The sequence below is a fragment of the Pseudomonas sp. TAA207 genome (genome assembly GCF_001529285.1).
Classification (GTDB): domain Bacteria; phylum Pseudomonadota; class Gammaproteobacteria; order Pseudomonadales; family Pseudomonadaceae; genus Aquipseudomonas; species Aquipseudomonas weihenstephanensis.
The window spans coordinates 113,368-140,336 of the sequence record NZ_LLWJ01000070.1 but is presented as its reverse complement, the minus strand read 5'-3'; the positions used below and the strand labels follow the sequence as shown (position 1 = coordinate 140,336).

The window sequence follows — 26,969 nt, the reverse complement described above, 5'->3', positions numbered from 1 at the left end:
AAGCATCCGTCTTGGGTCGGCGGCAAAGCATGCCAGAAGGTCTGAGGCCCAGCATTTGCTGGTGCATCCAAACAGACTGGGGCAGCCGGTTGATCTGTATCGCGCCTACCTTAAGGGACAGGCGCTCTCAGGTCGAGATTAAAAATTAGGGTCGAGGTCAGGGCGCGTGTCACGCCCCTGGCCGTCAACGGTATTGGAGGAAGACGTTGTCTCGCCCAAACTGGTCACGCAGGGCTTGAATCAAGCTGTCTGCCGGATCGATTCTCCAGCTCTCTCCGAACTGCAACATCGTCTTGGCATCGCCCCCCGTATATTCCATCGTTATTGGGCAAGCCCCGCGGTGCTTCTTCAGCAAATCGCCCAACTGACGTAACTGATCACCTTTGAGGGCGGCGTGGTTGACTTTCAGGCGCAAGCTTTCGGCCAAACTGGTACGCGCATCTTCCATGCTCATCACCCGCTTGACCCGCAGACGCAAGCCGCCGGAGAAGTCGTCATTACTGACCTCCCCTTCGACGACCACCATCGCATCGGTCTGCAACAGCGATTGCGCAGAATGGAACGCTTCGGCAAACAAGGAGGCTTCTATGCGGCCCGAACGGTCATCAAGCGTGATGAAGCCCATCTTGTCGCCTTTTTTGTTCTTCATGACGCGCAGGGCGATGATCATGCCGGCAACCGTCTGCGTATCGCGAGCAGGCTTGAGGTCGATAATGCGCTGGCGGGCAAAACGACGGATTTCGCCTTCGTATTCATCGATCGGGTGGCCGGTCAGGTAAAGGCCCAGCGTGTCTTTCTCACCCTTGAGTCGCTCTTTGAGCGTCAGCTCCTTGGCTTTGCGATGGTTGACATATACATCAGCATCTTCTGCGACAAACACGCCACCAAACAGGTCATCGTGGCCACTGTCATGGGTACGCGCGGTTTGCTCTGCCGCCTTTATCGCGCCTTCCAGAGCGGCCAGCAGAATTGCACGGTTCTGATCGATGCTGGCCTGATAAGCCTTGGGTTCGTCATGGAAGCAAGGCCCCAGACGGTCCAGTGCCCCACTGCGGATCAAGCCATCAAGGGTGCGCTTATTGATGCGCTTGAGGTCAACCCGGGCACAGAAATCGAACAGATCCTTGAAGGGCCCCTCCTGTCGCGCCTCGGTAATTGCCTCGACCGGGCCTTCACCCACGCCCTTGATAGCGCCCAAACCGTAAATAATCCGACCTTCGTCGTTTACCGTGAACTTGTATTCGGAGGCATTCACGTCCGGTGCGTCGAGACGCAACTTCATCGTGCGCACTTCTTCGATCAAGGTCACAACCTTGTCGGTGTTGTGCATGTCCGCCGAAAGTACCGCCGCCATGAACGGCGCCGGGTAGTGCGTCTTCAGCCATGCGGTCTGATACGAAACCAGGCCATATGCCGCCGAGTGAGATTTGTTAAAGCCATAACCGGCGAACTTCTCCACCAGGTCAAAAATGTTACCGGCAAGGTCAGCATCAATGTTGTTGTTGGCACAACCTTCAATGAAACCACCGCGCTGCTTGGCCATTTCTTCGGGTTTTTTCTTACCCATGGCGCGACGCAACATATCAGCCCCGCCGAGGGTATAACCGGCCATGACCTGTGCAATCTGCATCACCTGTTCTTGATACAGAATGATGCCGTAGGTCGGGGCCAATACCGGCTTGAGGCCTTCGTACTGGTAATCCGAGTGCGGATACGCCAATTCGGCGCGACCGTGTTTACGGTTGATAAAGTCGTCAACCATGCCTGATTGCAGCGGGCCAGGACGGAACAGGGCCACCAGTGCGATCAAGTCTTCCAGGCAGTCGGGCTTGAGCTTTTTGATCAGCTCTTTCATGCCGCGCGACTCAAGCTGGAACACCGCTGTGGTCTCAGCCTTTTGCAGCAATTGATACGTCGGCTTGTCGTCCAGCGGGATAAAGGCGATATCCAGCGCCGGCTCGTCGATCTTGGCACGCTCGCGGTTAATGGTTTTGAGCGCCCAATCGATGATCGTCAGCGTGCGCAAGCCCAGGAAGTCGAACTTCACCAGACCGGCGGCCTCGACGTCATCCTTGTCGAACTGGGTGACCAGACCACCGCCCTCTTCGTCGCAATAAATCGGCGAGAAGTCGGTCAGTTTGGTCGGCGCAATGACCACACCACCCGCGTGCTTACCGACGTTACGCACAACGCCTTCAAGCTTGCGCGCCATGTCCCAGATTTCGGCGGCTTCTTCATCGACCTTGATAAAGTCGCGCAGGATTTCTTCCTGCTCATAGGCTTTTTCAAGTGTCATGCCGACTTCAAACGGAATCATCTTCGACAGACGATCTGCCAGGCCGTAAGACTTGCCCTGCACCCGCGCCACGTCTCGAATAACGGCTTTGGCCGCCATCGAACCAAAGGTAATGATCTGGCTTACCGCATTGCGGCCGTACTTCTCGGCCACGTATTCAATGACCCGGTCCCGACCATCCATGCAGAAGTCGACGTCGAAGTCGGGCATCGATACCCGTTCCGGGTTCAGGAATCGTTCGAACAGCAGATCATATTCAAGCGGGTCAAGGTCCGTGATCTTTTGAACATAGGCCACCAGAGACCCGGCACCCGACCCACGGCCCGGCCCCACTGGTACGCCATTGCTTTTGGCCCACTGGATGAAGTCCATTACGATCAGGAAGTAACCTGGAAACCCCATCTGGATGATGATATCCAGCTCGAAATTCAGTCGATCGACGTACACCTGACGCTTGGCGTCGTAATCTTCAGTGGTGTCTCTGGGCAGCAAGACGCTCAGGCGCTCTTCCAGGCCATCGAACGACACTTTGCGGAAGTACTCATCGATGGTCATGCCATCGGGGATCGGGAAGTTAGGCAAAAAGTGCTTACCCAGCTTCACTTCGATATTGCAGCGCTTGGCGATTTCGACCGTGTTTTCTAGTGCTTCGGGCAAATCGCTGAACAGCTCAGCCATTTCCTCGGCGCTTTTCAGGTATTGCTGATCGCTGTAGTTTTTTGAGCGACGCGGGTCATCAAGCGCACGCCCTTCACCAATGCACACGCGCGTTTCATGCGCCTCAAAATCCTGTTGCTTGATGAAGCGCACATCGTTGGTGGCCACCAACGGTGCACCGATCTTGTCGGCCAATGCCACCGCAGCATGCAGGTGCTCTTCATCATTGGGACGCTTGGTGCGTTGCACTTCCAGATAAAAACGATCCGCAAATACATCCATCCATTCGCGGGCCAGGGTCTCGGCCTCTTCAGTGTTACCACTGATCAGCGCGACACCGATCTCGCCCTCTTTGGCGGCCGACAACATAATCAGGCCTTCAGACGCCTCAGCCACCCATTCGCGCTCAATGATGACCTGACCGTTGCGCTGACCATCAATAAAACCACGGGAAATCAGTTCAGTCAGGTTGCGATAACCCACGCCGTTCATCGCCAACAGGCTGATGCGACTCAAGGGGTTTTCCGGATCTTTGTTCGACAGCCACAAATCCGCGCCGCTGATTGGCTTGATTCCGCCGCCCATGGCCGCTTTATAGAACTTGACCAATGAACACATGTTGTTCTGATCAGTTACCGCCACAGCAGGCATGTTCATGCCCGCAAGGGTTTTGATCAGCGGCTTGATCCGCACCAGGCCATCGACCAGGGAGTATTCAGTGTGCAGGCGCAGGTGAACGAATGAAGCCGGCATGGTGATCCTGTCTATAAGCTTTGAGAAACAACAAGGCCCGGATTGTACCGGGCCTTGGCAAAAACATCAGCCTTGAGGCTAAACCTCGGTCAGACCTTCGCGCGCCTCGTAGGCTCGCCGCACCGGACCAAAGGAACGTCGGTGAATAGGCGTAGGACCAAGACGCTCAAGGGCCTCAAGGTGAACCGCTGTCGGGTAGCCCTTGTGACCGCCGATGCCATAACCCGGATATTGCAGTTCAAAAGCGGCCATCTCGCGGTCACGACTGACCTTGGCCAAAATCGACGCTGCGGCAATCGCCGGTACTTTGCTATCGCCTTTTACAACGGCCTCAGCAGGCATGGTCAACACAGGGCAACGATTGCCGTCGATCATTGCCAGTTTCGGGGTGATGCTCAACCCTTCTACGGCACGCTGCATGGCCAGCATGGTGGCATGCAGAATATTCAACTCGTCAATCTCTTCAACTTCTGCGCGTGCAATGCACCAGCTCAGGGCTTTTTCGCAGATTTCGTCATAGAGCTTTTCGCGACGCGCTTCGGTCAGTTTTTTCGAGTCATTAAGGCCCGCGATCGGGCGCGCGGGATCGAGGATCACCGCCGCGGTCACGACCGCTCCGCACAACGGGCCGCGACCGACTTCATCAACGCCGGCCACAAGGTCTTCGACCAGATTGAAGTCCAATCCGATTTGCATAGTCACTTTACTCATTTGGATTGTGCAATCAGTTCCAACACGGCCTTGGCCGCCTGATTGGAGGCGTCGAGGCGCAATGTGCGATGTATGGCGTCAAACCCCTGCGTTTGCTCATCACCATTGTCCAGGAGCGGCAACAGGGTTTGCGCCAGTGCGTCAGGGGTGGCTGCGTCCTGTAATAACTCCGGCACCAACATGCGCTGGGCCAACAAGTTAGGCAAAGACACGTAAGGACTTTTGACCAGACGCTTGAGAATCCAGAACGTGAGCCGCGCAAGGCGGTACGCCACGACCATCGGCCGCTTGTACAACAACGCCTCAAGGGTTGCCGTCCCAGAGGCAATCAACACTGCATCACACGCCGCCAATGCCAAGTGCGATCGGCCGTCCAGCAGCGTCAGCGGCAAGTCGCGCCCAATCAGCAACTGCTCGATTTGTTCGCGCCGTGCGGCATTGGCGCACGGCAGCACAAAGCGTACTTCAGGGCGGACTTCGTGGATTTTCTGCGCAGCATCGAGGAATAACCCTCCCAGCTTGCCCACCTCCCCCCCACGACTGCCAGGCATCAAAGCGACCAACGGCCCCTCTGCCAACCCTAGCTCAGCGCGTGCTGCGGCTTTATCCGCCTGCAGCGGGATGGTGTCAGCCAGCGAATGCCCGACAAAACGTACCGGCACGCCGTGCTCTTCGTAGAATTTGGCTTCAAAAGGCAACAACGTGAGCATCAAGTCGCAGCCTTCGCGAATTTTAAGCACACGCTTCTGACGCCAGGCCCAAACCGACGGGCTGACGTAATGCACGGTTTTGATCCCGGCACGACGTAATTGAAGTTCGATATTGAGGGTGAAGTCCGGCGCATCAATGCCGATGAACACGTCAGGCTTTTCGGCAATAAGTGTCTGAACCAGCTCCTTGCGACGTTTGAGCAGTTCACGCAAGCGACCCAGCACTTCAACCAGCCCCATGACAGAGAGACGTTCCATCGGGAAGTAAGAGCGCATGCCCTCGGCCTCCATCAACGGACCACCGACCCCGATAAACTCAACATCAGGGTGCTGGGCTTTGAGTGCCCGCATCAAACCCGAACCCAAAATATCGCCCGAGGCTTCCCCCGCCACCAGCGCAATACGCAATCTGGCCATGATCAGCGGGTGATGCCACGTGTAGAAGAACGGATGGAGTCGACAAACAGGGCAACTTCGGGGAATTGCGCGGCAGGATCAGCCAGCTCGACAAGCGCTTGCTCCACCGTCAGCCCCTGGCGGTAAACCACTTTGTAAGCGCGGCGCAGTGCATGGATGGCATCTTCGCTGAAACCGCGACGGCGCATGCCTTCAAAGTTCATGCTGCGCGCTTCGGCAGGGCTGCCGAACACGGTTACAAACGCAGGAACATCCTTGCCTATCGCCGTGCCCATGCCGGAAAAGCTGTGGGCGCCGATGTGGCAAAACTGATGAACCAACGTGAAACCGGACAAAATCGCCCAATCCCCCATATGCACATGGCCCGCCAATGCGGCGTTGTTGACCAGAATGCAGTGGTTACCAATCACGCTGTCATGCCCGATATGGGCATACGCCATGATCAGGTTGTGATCGCCCAATGTGGTCTCGGCACGGTCCTGAACCGTACCGCGATGGATGGTGACACCTTCACGAATCACATTGTGATCACCGATCACCAGCCGTGTTTCTTCGCCCTTGTACTTCAAGTCGGGCGTGTCTTCACCTACCGAGGAGAACTGGTAGATGCGATTGTGTTTACCGATTTTGGTTGGGCCTTTGAGAATCACATGCGGCCCAATCACTGTCCCCTCGCCGATTTCCACACCTGCGCCGATGATCGACCAAGGGCCGACCTCGACGTCGTCGGCCAAAATGGCCGTCGGATCGATGATTGCGCGAGGGTCAATCAAACTCATAGTTTGCGTTCCGCACAGATAATTTCAGCCGAGCAGACCGGCTTGCCATCAACCGACGCCTGGCACTCGAACTTCCAGATTTGACGCTTGCAGCTCAAGAACTTGGCTTCAAGGATCAATTGGTCGCCCGGCGTGACTGGCTGGCGGAAACGCAGCTTGTCGGAGCCTACGAAATAGTAAAGCGTGCCGTCAGCAGGCTTCAGGTCGAGCATTTTAAAACCAAGAATGCCCGCAGCCTGAGCCATCGCCTCAATGATCAAAACACCGGGCATGATTGGATGCGCCGGGAAGTGACCATTGAAAAAAGGCTCGTTGATGCTGACATTCTTGTAGGCACGAATGCGTTTGTTCTCGACATCCAGATCCACCACTCGGTCCACCAGCAGGAACGGGTAACGGTGAGGCAGATATTCGCGAATCTCGTTGATGTCCATCATTTCGTGGGGAAGCCTGTAATAAAGATTGGGCGCGCGCGACAAAGGCACGCTCCTCTAGCAAATCAAGCGCACAAACCAGTGGTTCTGCGCACCTGATATGGAAATAGTATTAGCTTTCAGATGAAGCGATACCGTCAGGGGTCACTTCTCGACGCGCTTTTCCAGTTGTTTCAACCTTCTTGCGATGTCGTCCAGCTGGCGAATACGTGCTGCACTCTTGCGCCACTCAGCCGCTGGTTGCATCGCCGTACCGGAAGAATAGGCGCCTGGCTCGGTAATCGAATGCGTCACCATGGTCATGCCGGTGAGAAAAACGTTATCGCAGACCTCGATATGCCCCACCAGCCCCACACCGCCAGCCAACATGCAGTGTTTGCCGATTTTAGTGCTTCCCGAAATCCCGACACACGCGGCCATCGCCGTATGGTCACCGATCTGCACGTTGTGCGCGATCTGAATCTGGTTATCGAGCTTGACGCCATTGCCAATGACCGTGTCTGCCAGTGCACCGCGGTCGATAGCCGTGTTGACGCCAATTTCAACGTCATCACCAATGGACACGCCGCCGATCTGGGCAATTTTTTGCCACACACCTTTCTCGTTGGCAAAACCGAAGCCTTCACCCCCCAGCACCGCACCCGATTGAATCACCACCCGCTTGCCGATGCGAACATCGTGATAAAGCGTCACGCGGGGTGCCAGCCAGCCACCTTCGCCGATTTCGCAGCGAGCGCCGATAAAGCAATGAGGGCCAACCGTAACGCCGGCTGCAATCCGCGCACCGCTTTCAATGACCGCAAACGCACCAATGCTTGCCGCAGGATCAATCACCGCGTCAGCCGCAATCACTGCGCTGGGATGAACCCCGGCCGCGGCTTTGGGCTTGGGATCAAACAGGTGGGAAATACGGGCATACGCCAGATAAGGGTCGGGCACAATCAACGCATCACCGACATACCCTTCGGCATCGGCTGACTTGAGCAATACAGCTCCAGCCTGACAATCCACCAGGTATTTTCGGTATTGAGGGTTGGCCAGAAAGCTCAACTGAGATGGGCCAGCCTCTTGTAAAGTGGCTAGCCCAGTGATTTCTTTCTCCGCGCTGCCACGCAAGGTGGCACCGAGGAACTCGGCCAAATAGCCGAGTTTTATAGTCGCGGTCATAATTACTTCAGCTGATTCATGCGCTCAATGACTTGGCGAGTGATGTCGTACTGAGGTTTTACATCAATCACAGCACCACGCTCGAACACCAGGTCAAATGCACCTTTCTTGATGACTTCTTCAACAGCGCTGTCCAGTTTTGGCTTCAGCTGTTTCAGCATTTCACGGTCAGCAACAGCTTTGGCTTCGTTCAGTTCCTTGGACTGGAACTGGAAATCGCGGGCCTTTTGCTTGAATTCAAGCTCCAGACGCTCACGCTCGCCTTGCTGCATTTTGTCGCCGCCTTTGACCAAACGGTCCTGAATGCCTTTGGCACTGCTTTCCAGGGACTTGAGTTTGGTCAGTTGCGGACCGAATTTCTTCTCGGCATCGACGGCGTAACGCTTGGCAGCGTCCGACTCGAGCAGCGCCATCTGATAGTTCAGCACGGCGATTTTCATGTCGGCGAACGCCGGACCTGCTACCAGAACCGAAGCCAGGAGAACCAATTGAGTCAACTTACGCACGATGCACTCCTACAAAATCGTTGTGTTATCTGAAGTCAGGCTTTTAGAAAGTCTGGCCGAGAGAGAATTGGAACACCTGTGTATCGGCATCATCCGGTTTCTTGATTGGCATCGCCAAGCTGAAGCTCAACGGGCCAAGTGCAGTCACCCAAGTCACGCCAACACCCACAGAGCTGGCCAGGTTGCTAAAGCCGATATCGCAATCTTTGGTATCGCCTTTGCAGTTGGTGTCGAACACGTTACCCACATCCCAGAACACGGAGGTGCGCAGGGAGCGTTGATCTTTCACAAACGGCATAGGGAACAGTACTTCAACACCACCCTGGATCAGCACGTTACCACCGAATGGCAATGCATCCTGGTCCGGGTCGACCAAGGTACCGTTCTTACCTGTACTTGGCGTACTGCGAGGACCCAAGGCACTGTCTTTAAAGCCACGTACCGAGTTGAAACCACCTGCGTAGTAATTCTCGTAGAACGGAAGCCCAGAGGTTGAACCATAACCATCACCATAGCCCAGCTCAGTGTGCAGGCGCATGGTGTAGGTATCAGTCAACGGCTGGAACAGCTGTGCACGGTAATCCAGTTTGTAGAATTGCAGGTCGCTGCCCGGAATAGTGGTCTCAAGCGTCAGGCTTTGCGAGCTACCGCGGGTTGGCAACACACCTTTGTTCAGCGTCGACTCGGACCAGCCCACCGATGCCTTGAAGTTGAGGTACTTGTCACCTTCACGGTTTACGAAGTCGAAAATCTCGTCGACGGTGTAATCACCTGTGCTGATTTCATCCTGCTGCACGCTCAGGCCATAGGTCAGACGTGACGTATCGCTGATCGGGTAGCCCATGGTGATGCCTGCACCCAGGCTGTCCACCGAATAGTTTGCAACATCAACGTCGAGTTCTTTGTAGTCAGTGGTGCGATAGAACGCGTTGTAGCCCAGGCTCACGCCATCGGCAGTCCAGTAAGGATCGACGTAGCTGAAGTTGTAACGGCTCTGGTACTCACTGCGGGTCAAGCCGACGCTGACGCGGTTACCGGTACCCAGGAAGTTGTTCTGAGTGATCGAGCCACCGAGGATCAAACCGGCGCTCTGGGCAAAGCCGACGCTGGCGGTGATCGAACCGGAGGCTTGTTCTTCTACGGCGTAGTTAACGTCAACCATGTCGTCAGTGCCTGGCACTGCCGGGGTTTCTACGTTCACTTCCTTGAAGAAGCCCAGACGCTCAAGACGCACCTTGGACTGATCAATCAGGTACGTCGACGCCCAGCCACCTTCCATTTGACGCATTTCGCGGCGCAGCACCTGGTCTTCGGATTTGGTGTTGCCACGGAAGTTGATGCGGTTAACGTAAGCACGCTTGCCCGGATCAACCACAAACGTAATGGCTACGGTGTGATCTTCAGGGTTTGGCTGCGGCACACCGTTAACGTTGGCAAACGTATAGCCTTCGTTACCCAGACGACGGGTAATCAGCTCAGAGGTGGTGGTCATCAGCTTGCGCGAGAACACCTGGCCCGGCTGAACCAGCAGCAGCGATTTGATCTGGTCTTCTGGGACCTTGAGGTCACCGCTCAGCTTGACTTCACCCACATTGAATTTTTCGCCTTCGTTCACGTTGACCGTGATGTAGACGTTTTTCTTGTCGGGCGTGATCGAGACCTGAGTCGAAGCAATATCCATATTGATATAGCCGCGATCGAGGTAGTAAGAACGCAGACGCTCAAGGTCGCCCGAGAGTTTTTCACGCGCATACTTGTCGTCGTTCTTGAAGAACGACAACCAGTTGGTGGTTTTCAGTTCGAACAGATCAACGAGGTCGTCTTCCGGGAAAACAGTATTACCCACCACGTTGATGTGCTGGATGGCTGCCACCGTGCCTTCGTTGATATTGACCTTCAAGGCAACCCGGTTGCGCGGCTCGGACACCACTTCGGTGTCTACCGTAGCCGAGTAGCGGCCCTGGGCAACGTACTGACGTTGCAGCTCGTTACGCACACCTTCAAGGGTGGCGCGCTGGAAGATTTCGCCTTCGGCAAGACCCGACTGTTTAAGACCTTTCATCAGGTCGTCAGTGGAGATCGCCTTGTTACCGTCAATGGTGATGCTGGAGACGGAAGGACGTTCGACAACCGTAATGACAAGCACATTGCCATCACGACCCAGTTGGATGTCCTGAAAGAACCCGGTTTTGAACAACGCACGAGTGGATTCCACCAAACGGCGGTCATCCGCTACCTCACCCACGTTCAGCGGCAACGCGCCAAACACGCTACCAGCGGAAACCCGCTGCAGCCCGTTGACACGAATATCAGAGATAGTGAAGGACTCGGCGTGAACTTCGGCGATCATCAGTACGGCGAGAACCGCAGTTAGCAGCAGACGTTTCATGAAGTCCTTTCTTATTCCAACTGGCAATAAACAAACTGCCGCAAAATGCGGCAGATTCGCAATTCAGCGAAGCGTTTACAGACGACCCAGATCGTTGACCAGAGCAAGTAACATCACCCCGATCACCAAACTGATACCGATCTGCATTCCCCAACCCTGCACCCGATCCGACAAGGGACGACCACGCGCCCACTCGATCAGATAAAACAACAAATGTCCCCCATCCAATACTGGTATGGGCAACAAGTTCAGAACCCCAAGACTGATACTCAGATAAGCCAGGAAATTCAGGAAATCCGCGACACCCGACTGGGCAGAAGCGCCCGCCACTTTAGCAATGGTTATCGGTCCACTCAAGTTTTTTACCGAGAGCTCGCCGAACAACATTTTCTTAAGTGAGTCGAGCGTCAATACGCTCATGGTCCAAGTGCGTTTTGCGCCCTCGCCAATTGCGGCGAGCGGGCCGTAACTGACCTCGCGAATCATCTCGGGCGGCCAGTCCACACCCTTGACCCCTGCCCCCAGATAACCCGTGGCAGCCTTGCCTTCACCGCGCGCGGCCAAGGTGACAGGTACCTCAAGGGGCACTCCATCACGCGCTACACGCAATACGATCTGCGCACCCGGGCGCTCACGAACCCAATCCACCACTTGCTGCCAGTCCTTGACCGGCTGATCGTTCATGGCCAGCAGCGTGTCGGCTGTCTTGAGCCCGGCTGCATGCGCAGGGCCCTTTGGGTCCAGCTCGGCCAAAACAGCCGGCAATTCGGGGCGCCAGGGGCGAATACCCAAAGAACTGATAGGGTCCGGCTCGTTGGCGCCTTTTAGCCAATCATGCAACACCACCTGATGCGCAGACTCTGAAGTCGAACCGGCATCTCGCACGGCTACTTGGATCGTCCCGCTCTCCCCCAGGCGACGCACCAACTGCAAATTGACGTTGGACCAGCCGGTCGTCGGCTCGCCATCAATGGCGACGATTTCCTGACCGGCCACCAGACCGGCCTGCGCAGCCAGGCTACCGCTTTCAACGGCACCAATGACCGGGCGCACTTGCTGGCTGCCCAGCATGGCCAAAATCCAGAAAAACAGCATCGCCAACATGAAGTTCGCAATCGGGCCTGCGGCAACGATCGCAATACGCTGCCCAACGGTTTTGCGGTTAAAGGACTGATCCAACTGATCGACAGGGACGTCGCCCTCCCGCTCATCAAGCATTTTTACGTAGCCACCCAACGGAATGGCTGCCACCACAAATTCAGTGCCCTGGCGATCGCGCCAACGCAGTAACGGCGTGCCGAAGCCCACAGAGAAACGCAGAACCTTGACGCCGCAACGGCGCGCCACCCAAAAGTGACCGAATTCATGAAAAGTGACCAGCACCCCCAATGCCACCAGGGTGCCAACAATCATATAAAGCGCACTCATCTACTTTCTCCGCGATCCTGTCCGGTTCCGGCAAGCAGCCCTGATCAACCCTTACGGCTCAACCATTGTTCAGCCGACACACGCGCCTTGGCATCAGCGGCAAATACTGCCTCCAATTCGTCGACGGCTACCACAGGCTCTTTATTTAGAACGTCTTCAATCAACTGAGCAATCTGCGGATAGCGAATCCGACCACCCAAAAACGCCGCCACCGCCACTTCATTGGCCGCGTTGAGCATGGCTGGCGCACTGTGGCCAGCCGCTGCGGCCTCGCGCGCCAGGCGCAAGCATGGAAAACGCTGCTCATCCGGGCGCTGGAAATCCAGCCGCGCCACGGAAAAGAGGTCCAGGGGCGCGACCCCCGAATCAATACGCTCTGGCCAGGCCAATGCATTGGCAATCGGGGTTCGCATGTCCGGGTTACCCAACTGCGCCAGCACCGAGCCATCTATATAATCCACCAGCGAGTGAATCACGCTTTGCGGATGAATCACCACTTCAACCTGACTTGGCTTGGCGTCGAACAGCCAGCACGCCTCAATCAGCTCAAGCCCTTTGTTCATCATGCTGGCTGAATCGACGGAAATTTTGCGCCCCATCGACCAATTGGGATGAGCGCACGCCTGATCAGGGGTCACCCGCTCCAGGTCAGCCAATGGCGTTTCACGGAAAGGACCGCCCGAGGCAGTCAGCAAAATACGCCGAACACCTACATGCCCCAAGCCGCGCGCAAAATCCTGCGGCAAGCACTGAAAGATCGCGTTGTGCTCGCTGTCGATAGGTAACAACACCGAGCCACTGCGGCGCACTGCCTGCATGAACAAAGCGCCTGTCATTACCAACGCCTCTTTGTTCGCCAGCAGTATTTTCTTGCCCGCATTGACCGCAGCCAGAGTAGGACGCAGCCCTGCTGCACCGACAATCGCCGCCATCACGGCATCGACTTGCGGCGCCGACGAAATATCACACAAGCCTTGCTCGCCGACCAACACCTCGGTACTCAGGCCCGCAGCGCGCAAACCGGCTTGCAACTCAAGCGCGGCCTGCGCATGTGGCACCACCGCGACCTGCGGTCTGTGCTGCACGCACAGGGCCAGCAGTTCATTGAGGCGACTATAGCCACTCAAGCCAAACACCTGATAACGATCTGGGTGACGCGCAATCACGTCCAGGGTACTCAGGCCAATAGAACCTGTTGCACCCAGCACCGTGATGAGTTGAGGACGACTCATGATGCCGCCATCCACAGCAACACCGCGAATACAGGGATCGCCGCCGTCAGGCTGTCAATGCGATCCAGCACACCGCCATGGCCCGGCAATAGATTGCTGCTGTCTTTGATGCCCGCCTGGCGCTTGAACATGCTTTCTGTGAGGTCGCCCACCACCGAAATCAACACCACAACCGCCGCACCCACCAACGCAGCAACCATCTCGCCGACGCTCCAGTCGCGCACAATGCCAACCACAAGCGTGATCAGCAGGCTCAGGACCAAGCCACCGAACACGCCTTCCCAGCTTTTACCGGGACTGACTTTAGGGGCGAGTTTGCGCTTGCCAAATTTACGCCCTGAAAAGTAGGCGCCGATGTCTGCCCCCCACACCAACACCATCACCGCCATGATCAGCCAATTGCCCAGCGCCATGGCCTTGATCATGACCAACCCCTGCCAGGCAGGCAGCAGGATCAGCAGCCCGATCACCAGCTTTGCCGCCGTGCTCGACCAGCGCGAAGCCGACTCGGGGAACGTCAGCACCAAAAAGGTAGCCGCCGCCCACCACACCACCGCGGCCGCCAGCACCCAGGGCGCGAGGTCAGGCAATAAGTGCAGGCAAAACAGCAGGAGCGCAACGATGACGGCGAAGCCAACACGGGCAGCTTGAGCGGTAAAACCGGCCAACCGTGCCCATTCCCACGCGCCAAGCGTCACAACCAGCCCTATAAAGAGTGCAAAGTTCGACCCTTCAAGCAGGAAAAAACCGCACAAGGCGATTGGCAGCAAGATAAGTGCAGTAATGATGCGTTGTTTAAGCATTAAACCCGGGCTCCAGCCTCAACCTGCTCGCTCGTTTTACCGAAGCGACGCTGGCGAGAAGCGAAATCAGCCAATGCATGACGCATGGCTTCGTGTTTGAAGTCCGGCCAGAACAGGTCGGAGAAGTAGAGTTCGGAATAGGCCAACTGCCACAGCAAGAAATTACTGATGCGATGTTCGCCACCGGTGCGGATGCACAAATCAGGCAACGGCAGATCGCCAGTTACCAGACAGGTTTGCAGCAAATCGGGCGTGATGTCTTCAGGTTGCAAATGACCCGCCTGAACCTCACGCGCCAAGCGCTGAGCGGCCTGGGCAATGTCCCACTGACCGCCGTAATTAGCGGCAATTTGCAGTACAAAGCGTCCAGACCCGGCAGTGATCGCCTCCGCTTCACGCATCGCCGCTTGCAGCTCGGGATGGAAACGTGAGCGATCACCAATAATGCGCAGACTGATGTTGTTTTCGTTGAGGCGCTTGGCCTCACGACGCAACGCCTTGAAGAATAAATCCATCAAGGCGCTGACCTCAGCCGCAGGTCGCTGCCAGTTTTCGCTGGAAAAAGCGAACAAAGTGAGCACCTCGACCTTAGCCTCGGCGCACACCTCAATCACTGCACGGACAGCATCCACGCCCGCTTTATGCCCGGCAACCCCCGGCATGAAGCGCTTTTTCGCCCAGCGATTATTGCCATCCATGATGATCGCGACATGTCGCGGCACCGATGGCGACACAGCCTGCTTGGTCTTTTCCATAAAACGCCCAGACCCTTATACGGCCATCAGGTCCGCTTCTTTCTGCTTGGTCGCCGTTTCAATATCAGCAACAGCCTTGTCGGTCAGCTTCTGGATATCATCAGCAGCACGGCGCTCTTCGTCTTCGCTGATTTCTTTTTCTTTGACCAGGTCTTTCAACTGGCTCAAGGCATCACGACGGATGTTACGCACAGCAATACGCGCATCTTCTGCAGCGTCACGCGCTTTCTTGGCAAAAACCTTACGGGTTTCTTCCGTCAGGGCCGGCATGGAGATCAGCAGCAACTCGCCCAGATTGGTCGGATTGAGGTTCAGGTCAGCGCTCTGGATTGCCTTGTCGATTGCGCCGAGCATGTTGCGCTCGAACGCCACCACTTGCAGGGTGCGAGAGTCTTTAACGGTAACGTTGGCCACTTGGCTAATCGGAGTATCCGAGCCGTAGTAAGGCACCATCACGCTACCCAGAATGCTTGGGTGAGCCTTGCCGGTACGGATCTGGCCAAATGCATGGCTCAGCGATTCCAGCGACTTTTGCATGCGCGTCTGTGCGTCTTTTTTGATTTCGTTAATCATTGTTGACCTTCCTCGATCAGAGTGCCTTCAGCACCGCCGTGAACAATGTTAAGCAGGGCGCCTGGCTTGTTCATGTTAAATACGCGTAATGGCATTTTGTGGTCGCGGCACAGACAGATAGCCGTCAGGTCCATAACGCCCAGCTTGCGATCCAGCACTTCATCGTAAGTCAGATGATCGAACTTCTCGGCATGCGGGTCTTTGAATGGATCTGCGGTGTATACGCCGTCAACCTTGGTGGCTTTAAGCACCACATCAGCGTCGATTTCAATGGCTCGCAAGCAGGCGGCAGAATCCGTTGTGAAGAATGGATTGCCCGTACCCGCAGCGAAAATCACCACTTCTTTCGCGTTCAAGTGGCGCATTGCCTTGCGACGGTCATAGTGATCCGTCACGCCGACCATGGAAATGGCCGACATTACGATGGCGGAGATATTCGCACGTTCCAGCGCATCGCGCATGGCCAAGGCGTTCATCACGGTTGCCAGCATGCCCATGTGGTCGCCGGTGACACGATCCATACCAGCAGCACTCAGCGCAGCGCCACGGAACAGGTTGCCACCACCAATCACCAAACCTACCTGAACGCCGATGCCAACCAATTGGCCAACTTCCAGCGCCATGCGGTCGAGGACCTTGGGGTCGATCCCGAAATCTTCAGAGCCCATCAGGGCCTCGCCGCTTAGCTTGAGTAGAATGCGTTTATAGCGAGCTTGATAACCACTGCCCTGCTGAGCCATTGCGAATCTCTCCTGCCGCGTTTTATAAAAAATCTGTGCGAGGCTGGTTTCAGCCTGCGCTTACTCTAGCTTGGCGCTGCACAACAGCACCATCGGATCACGATTTTGCAAACCGGTTCCGCCGGGAAAGGTAAAACCCTCACCCATTTGAAAAGAGGCTGCGCGCGTGAGCGGGCAGCCTCTTCGGGTCGACAGTTGAAAACCGTCTTATTGCTTGCTTGCAGCCACTTGAGCAGCTACTTCAGCAGCGAAGTCGTCAACTGGCTTCTCGATACCGTCACCTACTTTGTAGTAAGTGAAGGAAACGATTTCAGCACCGGCTTTCTTGGCCAGCTCACCGACCTTGATTTCAGGGTTCTTAACGAACGCCTGCTCAACCAGGCTGGCTTCAGCCAGGAACTTGCTGATACGACCGGCAACCATTTTTTCAACGATTTCTGCTGGCTTGCCTTTGATCTTGTCTTCGTTGAGGCTCATGAACACGGTTTTTTCGCGTTCGATTGCGTCAGCGGAAACCTGCGATGGCAGCAGGAATTCTGGGTTGCTGGCAGCAACGTGCATTGCGATGTCGCGAGCCAGTTCAGCGTTACCGCCTTTCAGAGCAACAACAACACCGATTTTGTTGCCGTGCAGGTAAGCATCAACAACATCACCTTCAACGCGGGTCAGACGACGAATGTTAACGTTTTCGCCTACTTTGCCTACCAGAACCAGACGATCAGCTTCTTGAGCCGCGATCAGCGGAGCGGCTTCGGTCAGCTTGTCTGCGAACGCTTTTTCAACGCTGTCAGCTACGAATTTCTTGAAGTCGTCTTGCAGAGCCAGGAAGTCGGTTTGCGAGTTAACTTCCAGAATTACGGCCGACTTGTTGTCATCCGCAACTTTAACTGCGATAGCGCCTTCAGCAGCAACGTTGCCTGCTTTTTTGGCGGCCTTGATGGCGCCCGAAGCACGCATGTCGTCGATGGCTTTTTCGATGTCGCCGCCAGCCTTGGTCAAGGCTTTCTTGCAATCCATCATGCCTTCGCCAGTACGCTCACGAAGCTCTTTAACCAACGCTGCAGTAATCTCTGCCATTTCAAAATTCCTCTTGGATAGGTTTTCAACCATTCCACCCGACCAAACGGGCGTTCAATTCGTGTGAAGCCTGCCTCGATGCAACCCTGCCAGCCGCAATTTGATACAGCAACGACAGAGGCGTGTCCAACAAATGGATTTCGAGGTGGCAAAAAGGGGGCCAAGCCCCCTTTTTGCGTACTGAGTAAACGCTAGGCGTTAATTACTCAGCCTTCAACCGCTGCAGCTGGAGCGTCTTCGACGAATACGTCGGTGCCGCCAGCAACGTGGTTACGGCCACGGATTACAGCATCAGCCATCGCGCCCATGTACAGCTGGATAGCGCGGATTGCGTCATCGTTACCCGGGATGATGTAGTCAACACCTTCTGGGCTGCTGTTGGTATCGACAACGCCGATAACCGGGATACCCAACTTGTTAGCTTCGGTGATCGCGATACGCTCGTGGTCAACGTCGATAACGAACAGAGCGTCTGGCAGACCGCCCATGTCCTTGATACCACCCAGGCTACGATCCAGCTTTTCCAGATCGCGAGTGCGCATCAGCGCCTCTTTCTTGGTCAGCTTGGCGAAGGTACCGTCTTCGGCCTGGATTTCAAGGTCACGCAGACGCTTGATGGAAGCACGGATGGTTTTGAAGTTGGTGAGCATGCCGCCCAACCAGCGGTGATCCACGTACGGCGAACCGCAACGTGCTGCTTCTTCAGCAACGATCTTGCCAGCGGAACGCTTGGTGCCGACGAACAGAATCTTGTTTTTGCCCTGGGCCAGACGCTCTACGAAAGTCAGAGCTTCGTTGAACATTGGCAGGGTTTTTTCAAGGTTGATGATGTGAATCTTGTTACGCGCGCCAAAGATGTATTTACCCATCTTCGGGTTCCAGTAACGGGTTTGGTGACCGAAGTGCACACCGGCCTTCAGCATATCGCGCATGTTGACTTGGGACATGATAGTTCCTTAATAAGTCGGGTTAGGCCTCCACGTATCCCAATGACCAACCAGCAGCTTCGAGCTGAAGGCACCCAGGTCATCGTGTCGACACGTGTGTGGGTTTGTGCTCAGCGGGCTATACCCGCAAAGCGGCGCATTTTATAACACAAGACGGCCAAAAAACGAAACACGGATTCTGACTTTCTTCCATGCGCTTTTGCGCAAGGCGCGCAATAGAGCCAGAATGCCCCATTCCATCAAGAGAAACGATGGCAAGCGGCCCATGATTAACGCCGGTCGTCTGTTAGAATCGCGTTTTTACGTCAGGGTGTTGCCGAACACGCACCCGCAAACCCGTTGATGAGCGCCAACGCGCGAAGAGAGCCTGTATGACCGTCACCCTCAAAACCCCCGAGGACATCGCAAAAATGCGTGTCGCCGGCAAACTGGCCGCCGAAGTCCTGGAAATGATCGCCGAGTACGTCAAGCCCGGCGTGACCACCGAAGAGCTGGACCGCATCTGCCACGATTACATCGTCAATGTGCAAAAGGCCATTCCGGCCCCGCTCAACTATAAAGGCTTTCCTAAGTCGATCTGCACCTCGATCAACCACGTCGTCTGCCACGGCATTCCAGGCGACAAGGCGTTGAAGGAAGGCGACACCCTGAACATCGACGTTACGGTGATCAAGGACGGCTACCACGGCGATACCAGCCGTATGTTCCATGTTGGCAAAGTGCCAGTCTGGGCTGAGCGCCTGTCGCAAGTGACACAAGAATGCATGTACAAAGCCATTGAGATCGTCAAACCGGGCTGCCGCCTGGGCGATATCGGTGAAGTGATCCAGAAGCACGCTGAAAAGAACGGCTTTTCGGTGGTACGCGAGTTCTGCGGTCACGGCATCGGCAAGGTGTTCCACGAAGAACCGCAAATCCTGCACTACGGCCGCGCGGGCACCGGCATGGAACTCAAAGCCGGCATGACCTTCACCATCGAGCCGATGATCAACCAGGGCAAAGCCGACACCAAAGTGCTGGGCGATGGCTGGACCGCAATCACCAAGGACCGCAAGTTGTCGGCGCAGTGGGAACACACGCTGCTGGTCACCGATACCGGCTACGAAATCTTCACCCTGCGCAGCGATGACACCATCGCGCGCGTTTCGGCCTGATGTTTGCAGTCGCTTCTTTATAGATAGCCACAACCCAGCCACAGGAAAGCCAATCAATGCCGCAGGTGGATCCCGAACTTTTTGACCGTGGCCAGTTCCAGGCCGAACTGGCGTTAAAGGCAAGCCCCATTGCCGCTTTCAAAAAGGCGATCCGCCAGGCACGTGAGGTGCTCGACGACCGCTTTCGCACAGGGCGCGACATTCGACGTTTGATCGAGGATCGCGCCTGGTTCGTTGACTGCATCCTCAATCAGGCCTGGGACCAGTTCAACTGGAGCGCCGAAGCCGATATCGCGCTGGTGGCGGTAGGCGGCTACGGCCGTGGCGAACTGCACCCCTACTCTGACATTGACCTGCTGATCTTGCTGGACAACGCCGATCACGAAATTTTTCGCGACTCAATTGAGCGCTTTCTGATGTTACTTTGGGACATTGGCCTGGAAGTCGGTCAGAGCGTGCGCTCAGTGGAGGAGTGCGCCGAGCAAGCCCGCGCCGACCTGACCATCATCACCAACCTGATGGAAAGCCGCACCGTCGCCGGCCCCGAACACTTACGCCAGCGCATGCTGGATGTCACCAGCACCGCGCACATGTGGCCCAGCAAAGACTTCTTTCTGGCCAAGCACGCCGAACAAAAAGCCCGACACCACAAGTACAACGACACGGAATACAACCTGGAACCCAACGTCAAAGGTTCTCCTGGCGGCCTGCGCGACATCCAGACCATCTTGTGGGTTGCCCGTCGTCAATACGGCACCCTCAACCTGCGCGCATTGGCAGGCGAAGGTTTTCTGGTCGAGAGCGAACACGCCCTGCTCGCCTCCTCCCAAGAATTTTTATGGAAGGTGCGGTACGCGCTGCATATGCTGGCCGGACGCGCGGAAGACCGCCTGTTGTTCGATCACCAGCGCAGCATCGCCGAGCTACTGGGCTTTGCGGGCGAAGACACCAAACAGACCATCGAAAACTTCATGCAACAGTACTATCGGGTAGTCATGAGCATCGCTCAGCTCAGCGACCTGATCATTCAGCACTTCGAAGAGGTCATTCTGGCCCCCGAAGACGAAGCACCGCCTACGCCCATCAACTCGCGCTTTCAGCTGCACGACGGCTATATAGAAGCCACCAGTGACCAGGTGTTCAAGCGCACGCCGTTTGCCATGCTGGAAATTTTCCTGCTGATGGCCCAACACCCGGAAATCAAAGGGGTACGCGCTGACACCATTCGCTTGTTGCGTGAGCACCGTTACCTGATCGACGACGATTTCCGTAATGACATTCGCAATACCAGCCTGTTTATTGAGCTGTTCAAGTGCAAGAACGGTATTCATCGCAACCTGCGACGGATGAACCGCTACGGCATTTTGGGACGTTACCTGCCCGAATTCGGGTTTATCGTCGGCCAGATGCAGCACGACCTGTTTCACATTTATACGGTCGATGCACACACGCTGAACCTGATCAAGCACCTGCGCAAATTGCAGTACACCCAGGTGTCCGAGAAATTCCCGTTGGCCAGCAAACTGATGGCCAAACTGCCCAAACCGGAACTGATCTATCTGGCGGGCCTGTACCACGACATCGGCAAGGGCCGTCACGGCGACCATTCCGAAATCGGCGCCGTGGATGCCGAAGCCTTCTGCATTCGCCATCAATTGCCGCAGTGGGACACCCGGCTGATTGTGTGGCTGGTGCAAAACCATCTCGTGATGTCGACCACCGCCCAGCGCAAGGACTTGTCCGACCCGCAAGTGATCCATGACTTCGCACAGGCGGTGGGCGATGAGACCCACCTCGACTACCTTTATGTACTGACCGTCGCCGACATCAACGCCACCAACCCGACGCTCTGGAACTCCTGGCGCGCCAGCCTGTTGCGCCAGCTCTATACCGAGACCAAGCGGGCCTTGCGGCGCGGCCTGGAAAACCCGGTAGACCGTGAAGAGCAGATCCGTCAGACCCAAAGCGCGGCGCTGGACACGTTGGTACGCAACGGCAACGACCAGGACGATGTCGAGCAACTGTGGTCGCAACTGGGGGACGACTACTTCCTGCGTCACACCTCGGCCGATGTCGCCCTGCACACCGAAGCCATCCTGCAACAGCCTGCCGACGGCGGCCCGCTGGTGTTGATCAAAGAGACCACCCAGCGCGACTTTGAAGGCGGCACCCAGATCTTCATCTACGCCCCCGACCAACACGACTTCTTCGCAGTGACGGTCGCGGCCATGGACCAACTCAACCTCAACATCCATGACGCGCGCATCATCACCTCCAGCAGCCAGTTCACCCTCGACACCTACATCGTGCTCGACAACGACGGCGACTCGATTGGCAACAACCCCGAGCGCATCGAAAAAATCCGCAAAGGCCTGACCGAAGCCCTGCGCAACCCGGATGACTACCCGACCATCATCCAGCGCCGCGTGCCGCGCCAGCTCAAACACTTTGCCTTCGCGCCGCAGGTCACGATCCATAACGATGCGCAGCGCCCTGTAACGGTGCTCGAACTCAGCGCTCCCGACCGCCCCGGCTTACTGGCCCGCATCGGGATGATCTTTCTGGAATTCGATCTGTCGCTGCAAAACGCCAAGATCGCCACCTTGGGCGAGCGCGTAGAAGACGTCTTTTTCATCACCGATGAAAACAACCAACCCTTGTCTGACCCGCAACTGTGCATGCGCCTGCAGGAAGCAATCGTCGAGCAATTAACGGTCAATAAAGATTCCACCCCAGAACCGTGGCGCCTGAGCATTTAAGCGCCGCCGAGTGAGACCCGCACCCGATGAACAACGCTCTGAACCAGTTGCAGCCTTACCCGTTCGAAAAACTGCGCGCCCTGCTTGGCAGCGTGCAGCCCAACGCAAACAAACGCCCGATTGCACTGTCGATTGGCGAGCCGAAACACCGCTCGCCCGATTTCGTGGCCAAGGCGCTGGCCGATAACCTCGACCAAATGGCGGTCTACCCGACCACGCTGGGCATCCCCCTGTTGCGCGAAACCATTGGCCACTGGGCCGAGCGCCGCTTCGACGTGCCAGCTGGCTGGCTCGACCCGGCGCGCAACATCCTGCCGGTCAACGGCACGCGTGAAGCGCTGTTTGCCTTCACCCAGACCGTGGTCAACCGTGGCGACGACGCGCTGGTGATCAGCCCCAACCCGTTCTATCAAATCTATGAAGGCGCAGCCTTTCTGGCCGGTGCCACACCGCATTACCTGCCATGCCTGGCCGAACATGGCTTCAACCCCGATTTTGATGCCGTAAGCCCCGATACCTGGAAGCGCTGCCAAATTCTGTTTCTGTGCTCACCGGGCAACCCGACCGGCGCACTGATCCCGCTTGAAACCCTGAAAAAGCTGATTGCCCTGGCAGACGAGTACGACTTCGTGATTGCCGCGGACGAGTGCTACAGCGAACTGTATTTCGACGAGCACACCCCACCGGTCGGCCTGCTCAGCGCCTGCGTTGCCTTGGGCCGTGAAGACTTCAAACGTTGCGTGGTGTTCCACAGCCTGTCCAAGCGTTCAAACCTGCCGGGGCTGCGTTCCGGTTTCGTGGCGGGCGATGCACAGATCCTCAAGGCATTCTTGCTCTATCGCACCTACCACGGCTGTGCCATGCCGGTGCAAACGCAACTGGCGAGCATTGCGGCATGGAACGACGAAGCCCACGTGCGCACCAACCGCGACCTGTACCGCGAGAAATTCGACGCGGTACTGGAGATTTTGAGCCCGGTGCTGGATGTGCAACGCCCTGATGGCGGTTTTTACCTGTGGCCCCAGGTGGAAGGTGACGACGCTGCATTCTGCCGCGACCTGTTCGCCCAAGAACACGTCACCGTCGTACCGGGTTCCTACCTGTCGCGCGAAGTCGAGGGTTTCAATCCGGGCGCAGGCCGGGTGCGCATGGCGCTGGTGGCCCCACTGGCCGAATGCGTAGAGGCCGCCGAGCGAATCCGCGACTTCATCCAGCGCCGCCGCTAACCCGCCCTCATAGGCGCTGTCGCTGGCTGCGATCTTTCATCCGCAAAGATCGCAGCCGGTGGATCGAGGTACGGGGGGGCTACTTGACCTGACCCAGATTCGCCTCGCTCATGTCCAGATCCTTGAGGATCTCGCTCAGTACGTCATCGCCAATCTCGTGATGACGACGCATGCTGTACAGCTCCAATCGCTGCGCCCTGAGCGCCTTGATCCGCAGGCGACTCTCCAGCAGGTCCATTTGCGAGGCCAGCGCCTGCGCTTCCGCCGAATCGTTGTAGACCTCCAACTGATGCCGATACTCGGACATGATCCGCGCCTTCAATTCAGCTGCCAGGGCAGCCTGAGCGGCATCCTGCTGGGTTTGCGGCTCCACCAGCTCTTCAGCCTCCAGCGCGTGAATCGCCGCTTCTGCCGTGCGCCGCCACGCCTCGCGTACTTCTTTGCGCATCGCATCGTCAGGGCTTTTTTCGATCCCGCGCAGCAGGAACGGCAAGGCAATACACGCCGCAATCAAGGACAGCAGAATCACCCCGGCCGCGATGAAAATCAGCAAATCACGCTCAGGGAAGTCAACGCCTTTACTAATCAACAGCGGCACCGACATCACACCCGCCAGCGTTACCGCCCCGCGTACACCGCCGACCGTGAGCAACCAGCACGAACGCGCCGTCGGCACCATCGTCAGTTCGCCCTTGCCGCGCCAGCGTCGCAGCAGACCCGACAAACGCCAGATGCTCTGCACCCAGATAAAACGCAACGCCAGCAACACCAAAAACACCGCCACCACATCCAGGCAGCGGTACATCAGTGTCGGCCACAGTGTGGTTTCGTGACTGACCACCGCCTTGATGATGTCTGGCAGTTGCAGGCCCAGCAGCAGGAAGATCAGGCCGTTGAACGCAAACTCCAGCAGCCCCCACACACTACGGTTAAGCAAGCGCGTGCTGGTCTGGCGCGGCAACAGGTCCAGCCAGCTCTGCATCATGCCCGCCGCCACGGCGGACAAAATACCCGAAGCACCCAGGCGCTCGGCCAGCACATAGGCTGCAAACGGCAGCAACAACATAAACACCACGTGGGTCGCCGGGTCGTCCCAGCCGCGCGCAATCATCCAGGCCCGCATGCGCCCCACCAGCCAGCTCAATGCCACACCGATGGCCAAGCCGCCACACGCCACCAACAGGAACGTGACACTGGCATTGGTCAACGAAAACACACCCGTAATGGCCGCCACCAGCGCGAATTTGAAGGTCACCAGGCCCGTTGCATCATTCATCAACGCCTCGCCCTGCAACATATGCATCAAGGGCGCCGGCAAGCGATTCTGCGCAATGGCCGACACAGCCACCGCATCGGTCGGCGACAGCACCGCGGCCAGCGCAAAGGCGACAGGTAACGGAATGGTCGGCAAGATCCAGTGGATGAAATACCCCGCCCCCACCACGGTGAACAGCACCAGGCCCACGGCCAAGGTCAGAATCGGCCCACGCAAACGCCAGAACTCACGCTTGGGCATGCGCCAACCATCGGAGAACAACAGCGGCGGCAAAAACAGAAACAGAAACAACTCAGGGTCCAGCGCCACATGCAGGCCCAGTGTTGGCCAGGCCAGCAAAGCGCCAGCGGCAATTTGCACCAAGGGTAATGGCAACGGGATCAAACGCCCCAATAGACGCGAGACACCCACCAGCATCAGCAGGATGAGGACGGTATAGGCGGTTTGCATATCAGCAGGGTTCCCGAGCGGGCCGCTTCAAACTGAACGGCTTTTAACTAAACATAAGTGGCAACACTTTTCCATCCCGAGCCATAGTAGCCTTTAATGGCAAACGCTGACCGCTCAACAAAAGTCGCAGTGGCGTGATGATATGTCACAACACCGTGCCAACCTCCACGCCTGGCGCACCCAGCGCGCCGCTCGTGGCATAATCCGCGACCGCTCATTTTAAGCATCTCCAAAGGAGGGGCAATTTCCGTGACCGATTCGAGCAAGACCTTGCACCTTTATGGCATCAAAGCCTGCGACACCATGAAAAAGGCGCGCACCTGGCTGGATGAAAATGGGCTGCACTACGATTTTCACGACTACAAAAGCACGGGCATCGACCGCGAACACCTCAACCAGTGGTGCACTGAGCACGGCTGGCAAGTGGTGCTCAATCGCGCCGGTACAACCTTTCGCAAGCTCGACGACGAACAAAAAGCCGATCTCGACCAAGCCAAAGCCGTTGCACTGATGCTCGCTCAACCCTCGATGATCAAGCGCCCGGTGCTCGATCTCGGTGACAAAACCCTGATTGGCTTCAAGCCAGATCTTTATGCGGCAGCCCTTCTTTAAGCCCAAGTGCTTATCGTGCGCCCATTTATTTTTGTAAGAGGTAATTGCATGTCTACTACCCTGTTCAGCGCAGCCTTCGGCGTCGGCACTCAAAACCGTCAAGGCGCATGGCTGGAAGTGTTCTACGCACAACCCCTGCTCAACCCGTCGGCCGAACTGATTGCAGCCATCGCCCCGATCCTGGGTTACACCGGTGGCAATCAGGCAATCACCTTCACCACCGCGCAAGCGGCGCAAATGGCTGAAGCGGCCAAACCAGTGGACGCCGCGCAAGCCGCGTTGCTGACCCGCCTGGCTGAAAGCCACAAGCCGCTGGTTGCCACCTTGCTGGCCGAAGACGCAGCCCTGACGTCCACGCCCGAGGCTTACCTCAAGCTGCACCTGCTGTCCCATCGCCTGGTCAAACCGCACGGCCTGAACCTGGCGGGCGTGTTCCCGCTACTGCCAAACGTGGCCTGGACCAGCCAGGGCGCCATCGACCTCGGCGAATTGGCTGAACGTCAACTCGAAGCCCGTCTGCGTGGCGATCTGCTGGAAGTGTTCTCGGTCGACAAGTTCCCGAAAATGACTGACTACGTAGTACCGGCGGGCGTGCGTATCGCTGACGCGGCACGTCTGCGTCTGGGCGCTTACATCGGCGAAGGCACCACCGTGATGCACGAAGGCTTCGTCAACTTCAACGCGGGCACCGAAGGCCCGGGCATGATCGAAGGCCGCGTATCGGCGGGCGTATTCGTCGGCAAGGGTTCGGATTTGGGTGGCGGTTGCTCCACCATGGGCACCCTGTCGGGCGGCGGCAACATCGTGATCAAAGTCGGCGAAGGCTGCCTGATCGGCGCCAATGCCGGTATCGGCATCCCGCTGGGCGACCGCAACACCGTCGAGTCTGGCCTGTACGTCACGGCGGGTACCAAAGTGGCACTGCTCGATGAAAACAACCAACTGGTCAAAGTGGTGAAAGCCCGTGAACTGGCGGGCCAGTCCGACCTGCTGTTCCGTCGCAACTCGCAAACCGGCGCGGTGGAATGCAAAACCCACAAGTCGGCCATCGAGCTGAACGAAGCCCTGCACGCGCACAACTAAGCGTCTGTCTGCCACTGACGGGGCCAGTTTCTGGC

20 protein-coding genes and 2 pseudogenes are annotated in these 26,969 nt (G+C 56.9%); 5 read left to right on the top strand and 17 right to left on the bottom strand.

Annotation, left to right across the window (positions count from 1 at the left end; genetic code table 11):
• Positions 1-184 precede the first annotated feature (184 nt).
• The 16 genes and pseudogenes from dnaE to rpsB form a co-directional block, all read right to left on the bottom strand.
• Positions 185-3,706 (bottom strand): DNA polymerase III subunit alpha, encoded by a 3,522-nt coding sequence (gene dnaE / locus AP059_RS17460; RefSeq protein ID WP_059764540.1) that lies wholly within the window; start codon positions 3,704-3,706, stop codon positions 185-187.
• A 78-nt stretch (positions 3,707-3,784) separates the two neighbouring features.
• Positions 3,785-4,402 (bottom strand): ribonuclease HII, encoded by a 618-nt coding sequence (rnhB, locus tag AP059_RS17455; protein WP_048400002.1) that lies wholly within the window; start codon positions 4,400-4,402, stop codon positions 3,785-3,787.
• 11 nt (positions 4,403-4,413) lie between these two features.
• Complete coding sequence (gene lpxB / locus AP059_RS17450; protein WP_059764538.1) at positions 4,414-5,544, bottom strand: lipid-A-disaccharide synthase; 1,131 nt, start codon at positions 5,542-5,544, stop codon at positions 4,414-4,416.
• Between the two features lie 2 nt (positions 5,545-5,546).
• Positions 5,547-6,323, bottom strand: coding sequence for an acyl-ACP--UDP-N-acetylglucosamine O-acyltransferase (lpxA, locus tag AP059_RS17445; protein ID WP_059764536.1), 777 nt, complete (start codon positions 6,321-6,323; stop codon positions 5,547-5,549).
• Positions 6,320-6,760 carry a 3-hydroxyacyl-ACP dehydratase FabZ gene (gene fabZ, locus AP059_RS17440; protein ID WP_048363361.1) on the bottom strand — a complete coding sequence of 147 codons (441 nt, stop codon included), beginning with the start codon at positions 6,758-6,760 and terminating at the stop codon, positions 6,320-6,322. The genes lpxA and fabZ overlap by 4 nt, the downstream gene beginning before the upstream one ends.
• Before the next feature lie 109 nt (positions 6,761-6,869).
• Positions 6,870-7,924: pseudogene (gene lpxD / locus AP059_RS17435) on the bottom strand (UDP-3-O-(3-hydroxymyristoyl)glucosamine N-acyltransferase).
• 2 nt (positions 7,925-7,926) lie between these two features.
• The gene (locus AP059_RS17430) at positions 7,927-8,430 is read right to left on the bottom strand and encodes an OmpH family outer membrane protein (protein ID WP_003440444.1); all 504 of its coding nucleotides are present in this window, start codon (positions 8,428-8,430) and stop codon (positions 7,927-7,929) included.
• A 43-nt stretch (positions 8,431-8,473) separates the two neighbouring features.
• Complete coding sequence (gene bamA, locus AP059_RS17425; RefSeq protein WP_059764534.1) at positions 8,474-10,819, bottom strand: outer membrane protein assembly factor BamA; 2,346 nt, start codon at positions 10,817-10,819, stop codon at positions 8,474-8,476.
• Between the two features lie 75 nt (positions 10,820-10,894).
• A complete protein-coding gene (gene rseP, locus AP059_RS17420) occupies positions 10,895-12,247 on the bottom strand; it encodes an RIP metalloprotease RseP (RefSeq protein WP_048363359.1) in 1,353 nt (450 codons plus the stop codon).
• 44 nt (positions 12,248-12,291) lie between these two features.
• Entirely contained in the window at positions 12,292-13,479 is a 1,188-nt protein-coding gene (ispC, locus tag AP059_RS17415; protein ID WP_059764532.1) for a 1-deoxy-D-xylulose-5-phosphate reductoisomerase, read from the bottom strand.
• Positions 13,476-14,282, bottom strand: a complete 807-nt coding sequence (locus AP059_RS17410; protein ID WP_059764529.1) for a phosphatidate cytidylyltransferase — start codon at positions 14,280-14,282, stop codon at positions 13,476-13,478. The genes ispC and AP059_RS17410 overlap by 4 nt, the downstream gene beginning before the upstream one ends.
• Positions 14,282-15,037, bottom strand: coding sequence for a polyprenyl diphosphate synthase (gene uppS / locus AP059_RS17405; RefSeq protein WP_059764527.1), 756 nt, complete (start codon positions 15,035-15,037; stop codon positions 14,282-14,284). The genes AP059_RS17410 and uppS overlap by 1 nt, the downstream gene beginning before the upstream one ends.
• Before the next feature lie 15 nt (positions 15,038-15,052).
• Positions 15,053-15,610 (bottom strand): ribosome recycling factor, encoded by a 558-nt coding sequence (gene frr, locus AP059_RS17400; protein ID WP_059764525.1) that lies wholly within the window; start codon positions 15,608-15,610, stop codon positions 15,053-15,055.
• Positions 15,607-16,350 (bottom strand): UMP kinase, encoded by a 744-nt coding sequence (gene pyrH, locus AP059_RS17395; RefSeq protein ID WP_048363355.1) that lies wholly within the window; start codon positions 16,348-16,350, stop codon positions 15,607-15,609. Before pyrH ends, frr begins: the two co-directional genes overlap by 4 nt.
• 207 nt (positions 16,351-16,557) lie before the next feature.
• Positions 16,558-17,427, bottom strand: a complete 870-nt coding sequence (gene tsf / locus AP059_RS17390) for a translation elongation factor Ts (protein WP_048363354.1) — start codon at positions 17,425-17,427, stop codon at positions 16,558-16,560.
• 206 nt (positions 17,428-17,633) lie between these two features.
• Complete coding sequence (rpsB, locus tag AP059_RS17385) at positions 17,634-18,374, bottom strand: 30S ribosomal protein S2 (protein ID WP_048363353.1); 741 nt, start codon at positions 18,372-18,374, stop codon at positions 17,634-17,636.
• Positions 18,375-18,712: 338 nt separating this feature from the next.
• Here rpsB and map point away from each other — a divergent pair.
• The 3 genes and pseudogenes from map to dapC form a co-directional block, all read left to right on the top strand.
• A pseudogene (gene map / locus AP059_RS17380) lies at positions 18,713-19,528 on the top strand (type I methionyl aminopeptidase); the annotation flags it as partial.
• 56 nt (positions 19,529-19,584) lie between these two features.
• On the top strand, positions 19,585-22,287 hold the full coding sequence (locus AP059_RS17375) for a [protein-PII] uridylyltransferase (protein WP_059764522.1): 2,703 nt from the start codon (positions 19,585-19,587) through the stop codon (positions 22,285-22,287).
• A 26-nt stretch (positions 22,288-22,313) separates the two neighbouring features.
• Entirely contained in the window at positions 22,314-23,513 is a 1,200-nt protein-coding gene (dapC, locus tag AP059_RS17370; RefSeq protein ID WP_059764520.1) for a succinyldiaminopimelate transaminase, read from the top strand.
• Between the two features lie 79 nt (positions 23,514-23,592).
• On the opposite strand, the gene AP059_RS17365 is transcribed toward dapC, so the two are convergent.
• Complete coding sequence (locus AP059_RS17365) at positions 23,593-25,239, bottom strand: Na+/H+ antiporter (RefSeq protein WP_059764518.1); 1,647 nt, start codon at positions 25,237-25,239, stop codon at positions 23,593-23,595.
• Positions 25,240-25,488: 249 nt separating this feature from the next.
• On the opposite strand from AP059_RS17365, the gene AP059_RS17360 reads away from it, so the two are divergent.
• The gene (locus AP059_RS17360; protein ID WP_059764516.1) at positions 25,489-25,851 is read left to right on the top strand and encodes an ArsC family reductase; all 363 of its coding nucleotides are present in this window, start codon (positions 25,489-25,491) and stop codon (positions 25,849-25,851) included.
• Positions 25,852-25,899: 48 nt separating this feature from the next.
• Entirely contained in the window at positions 25,900-26,934 is a 1,035-nt protein-coding gene (gene dapD, locus AP059_RS17355; RefSeq protein ID WP_059764514.1) for a 2,3,4,5-tetrahydropyridine-2,6-dicarboxylate N-succinyltransferase, read from the top strand.
• Positions 26,935-26,969: the final 35 nt, after the last annotated feature.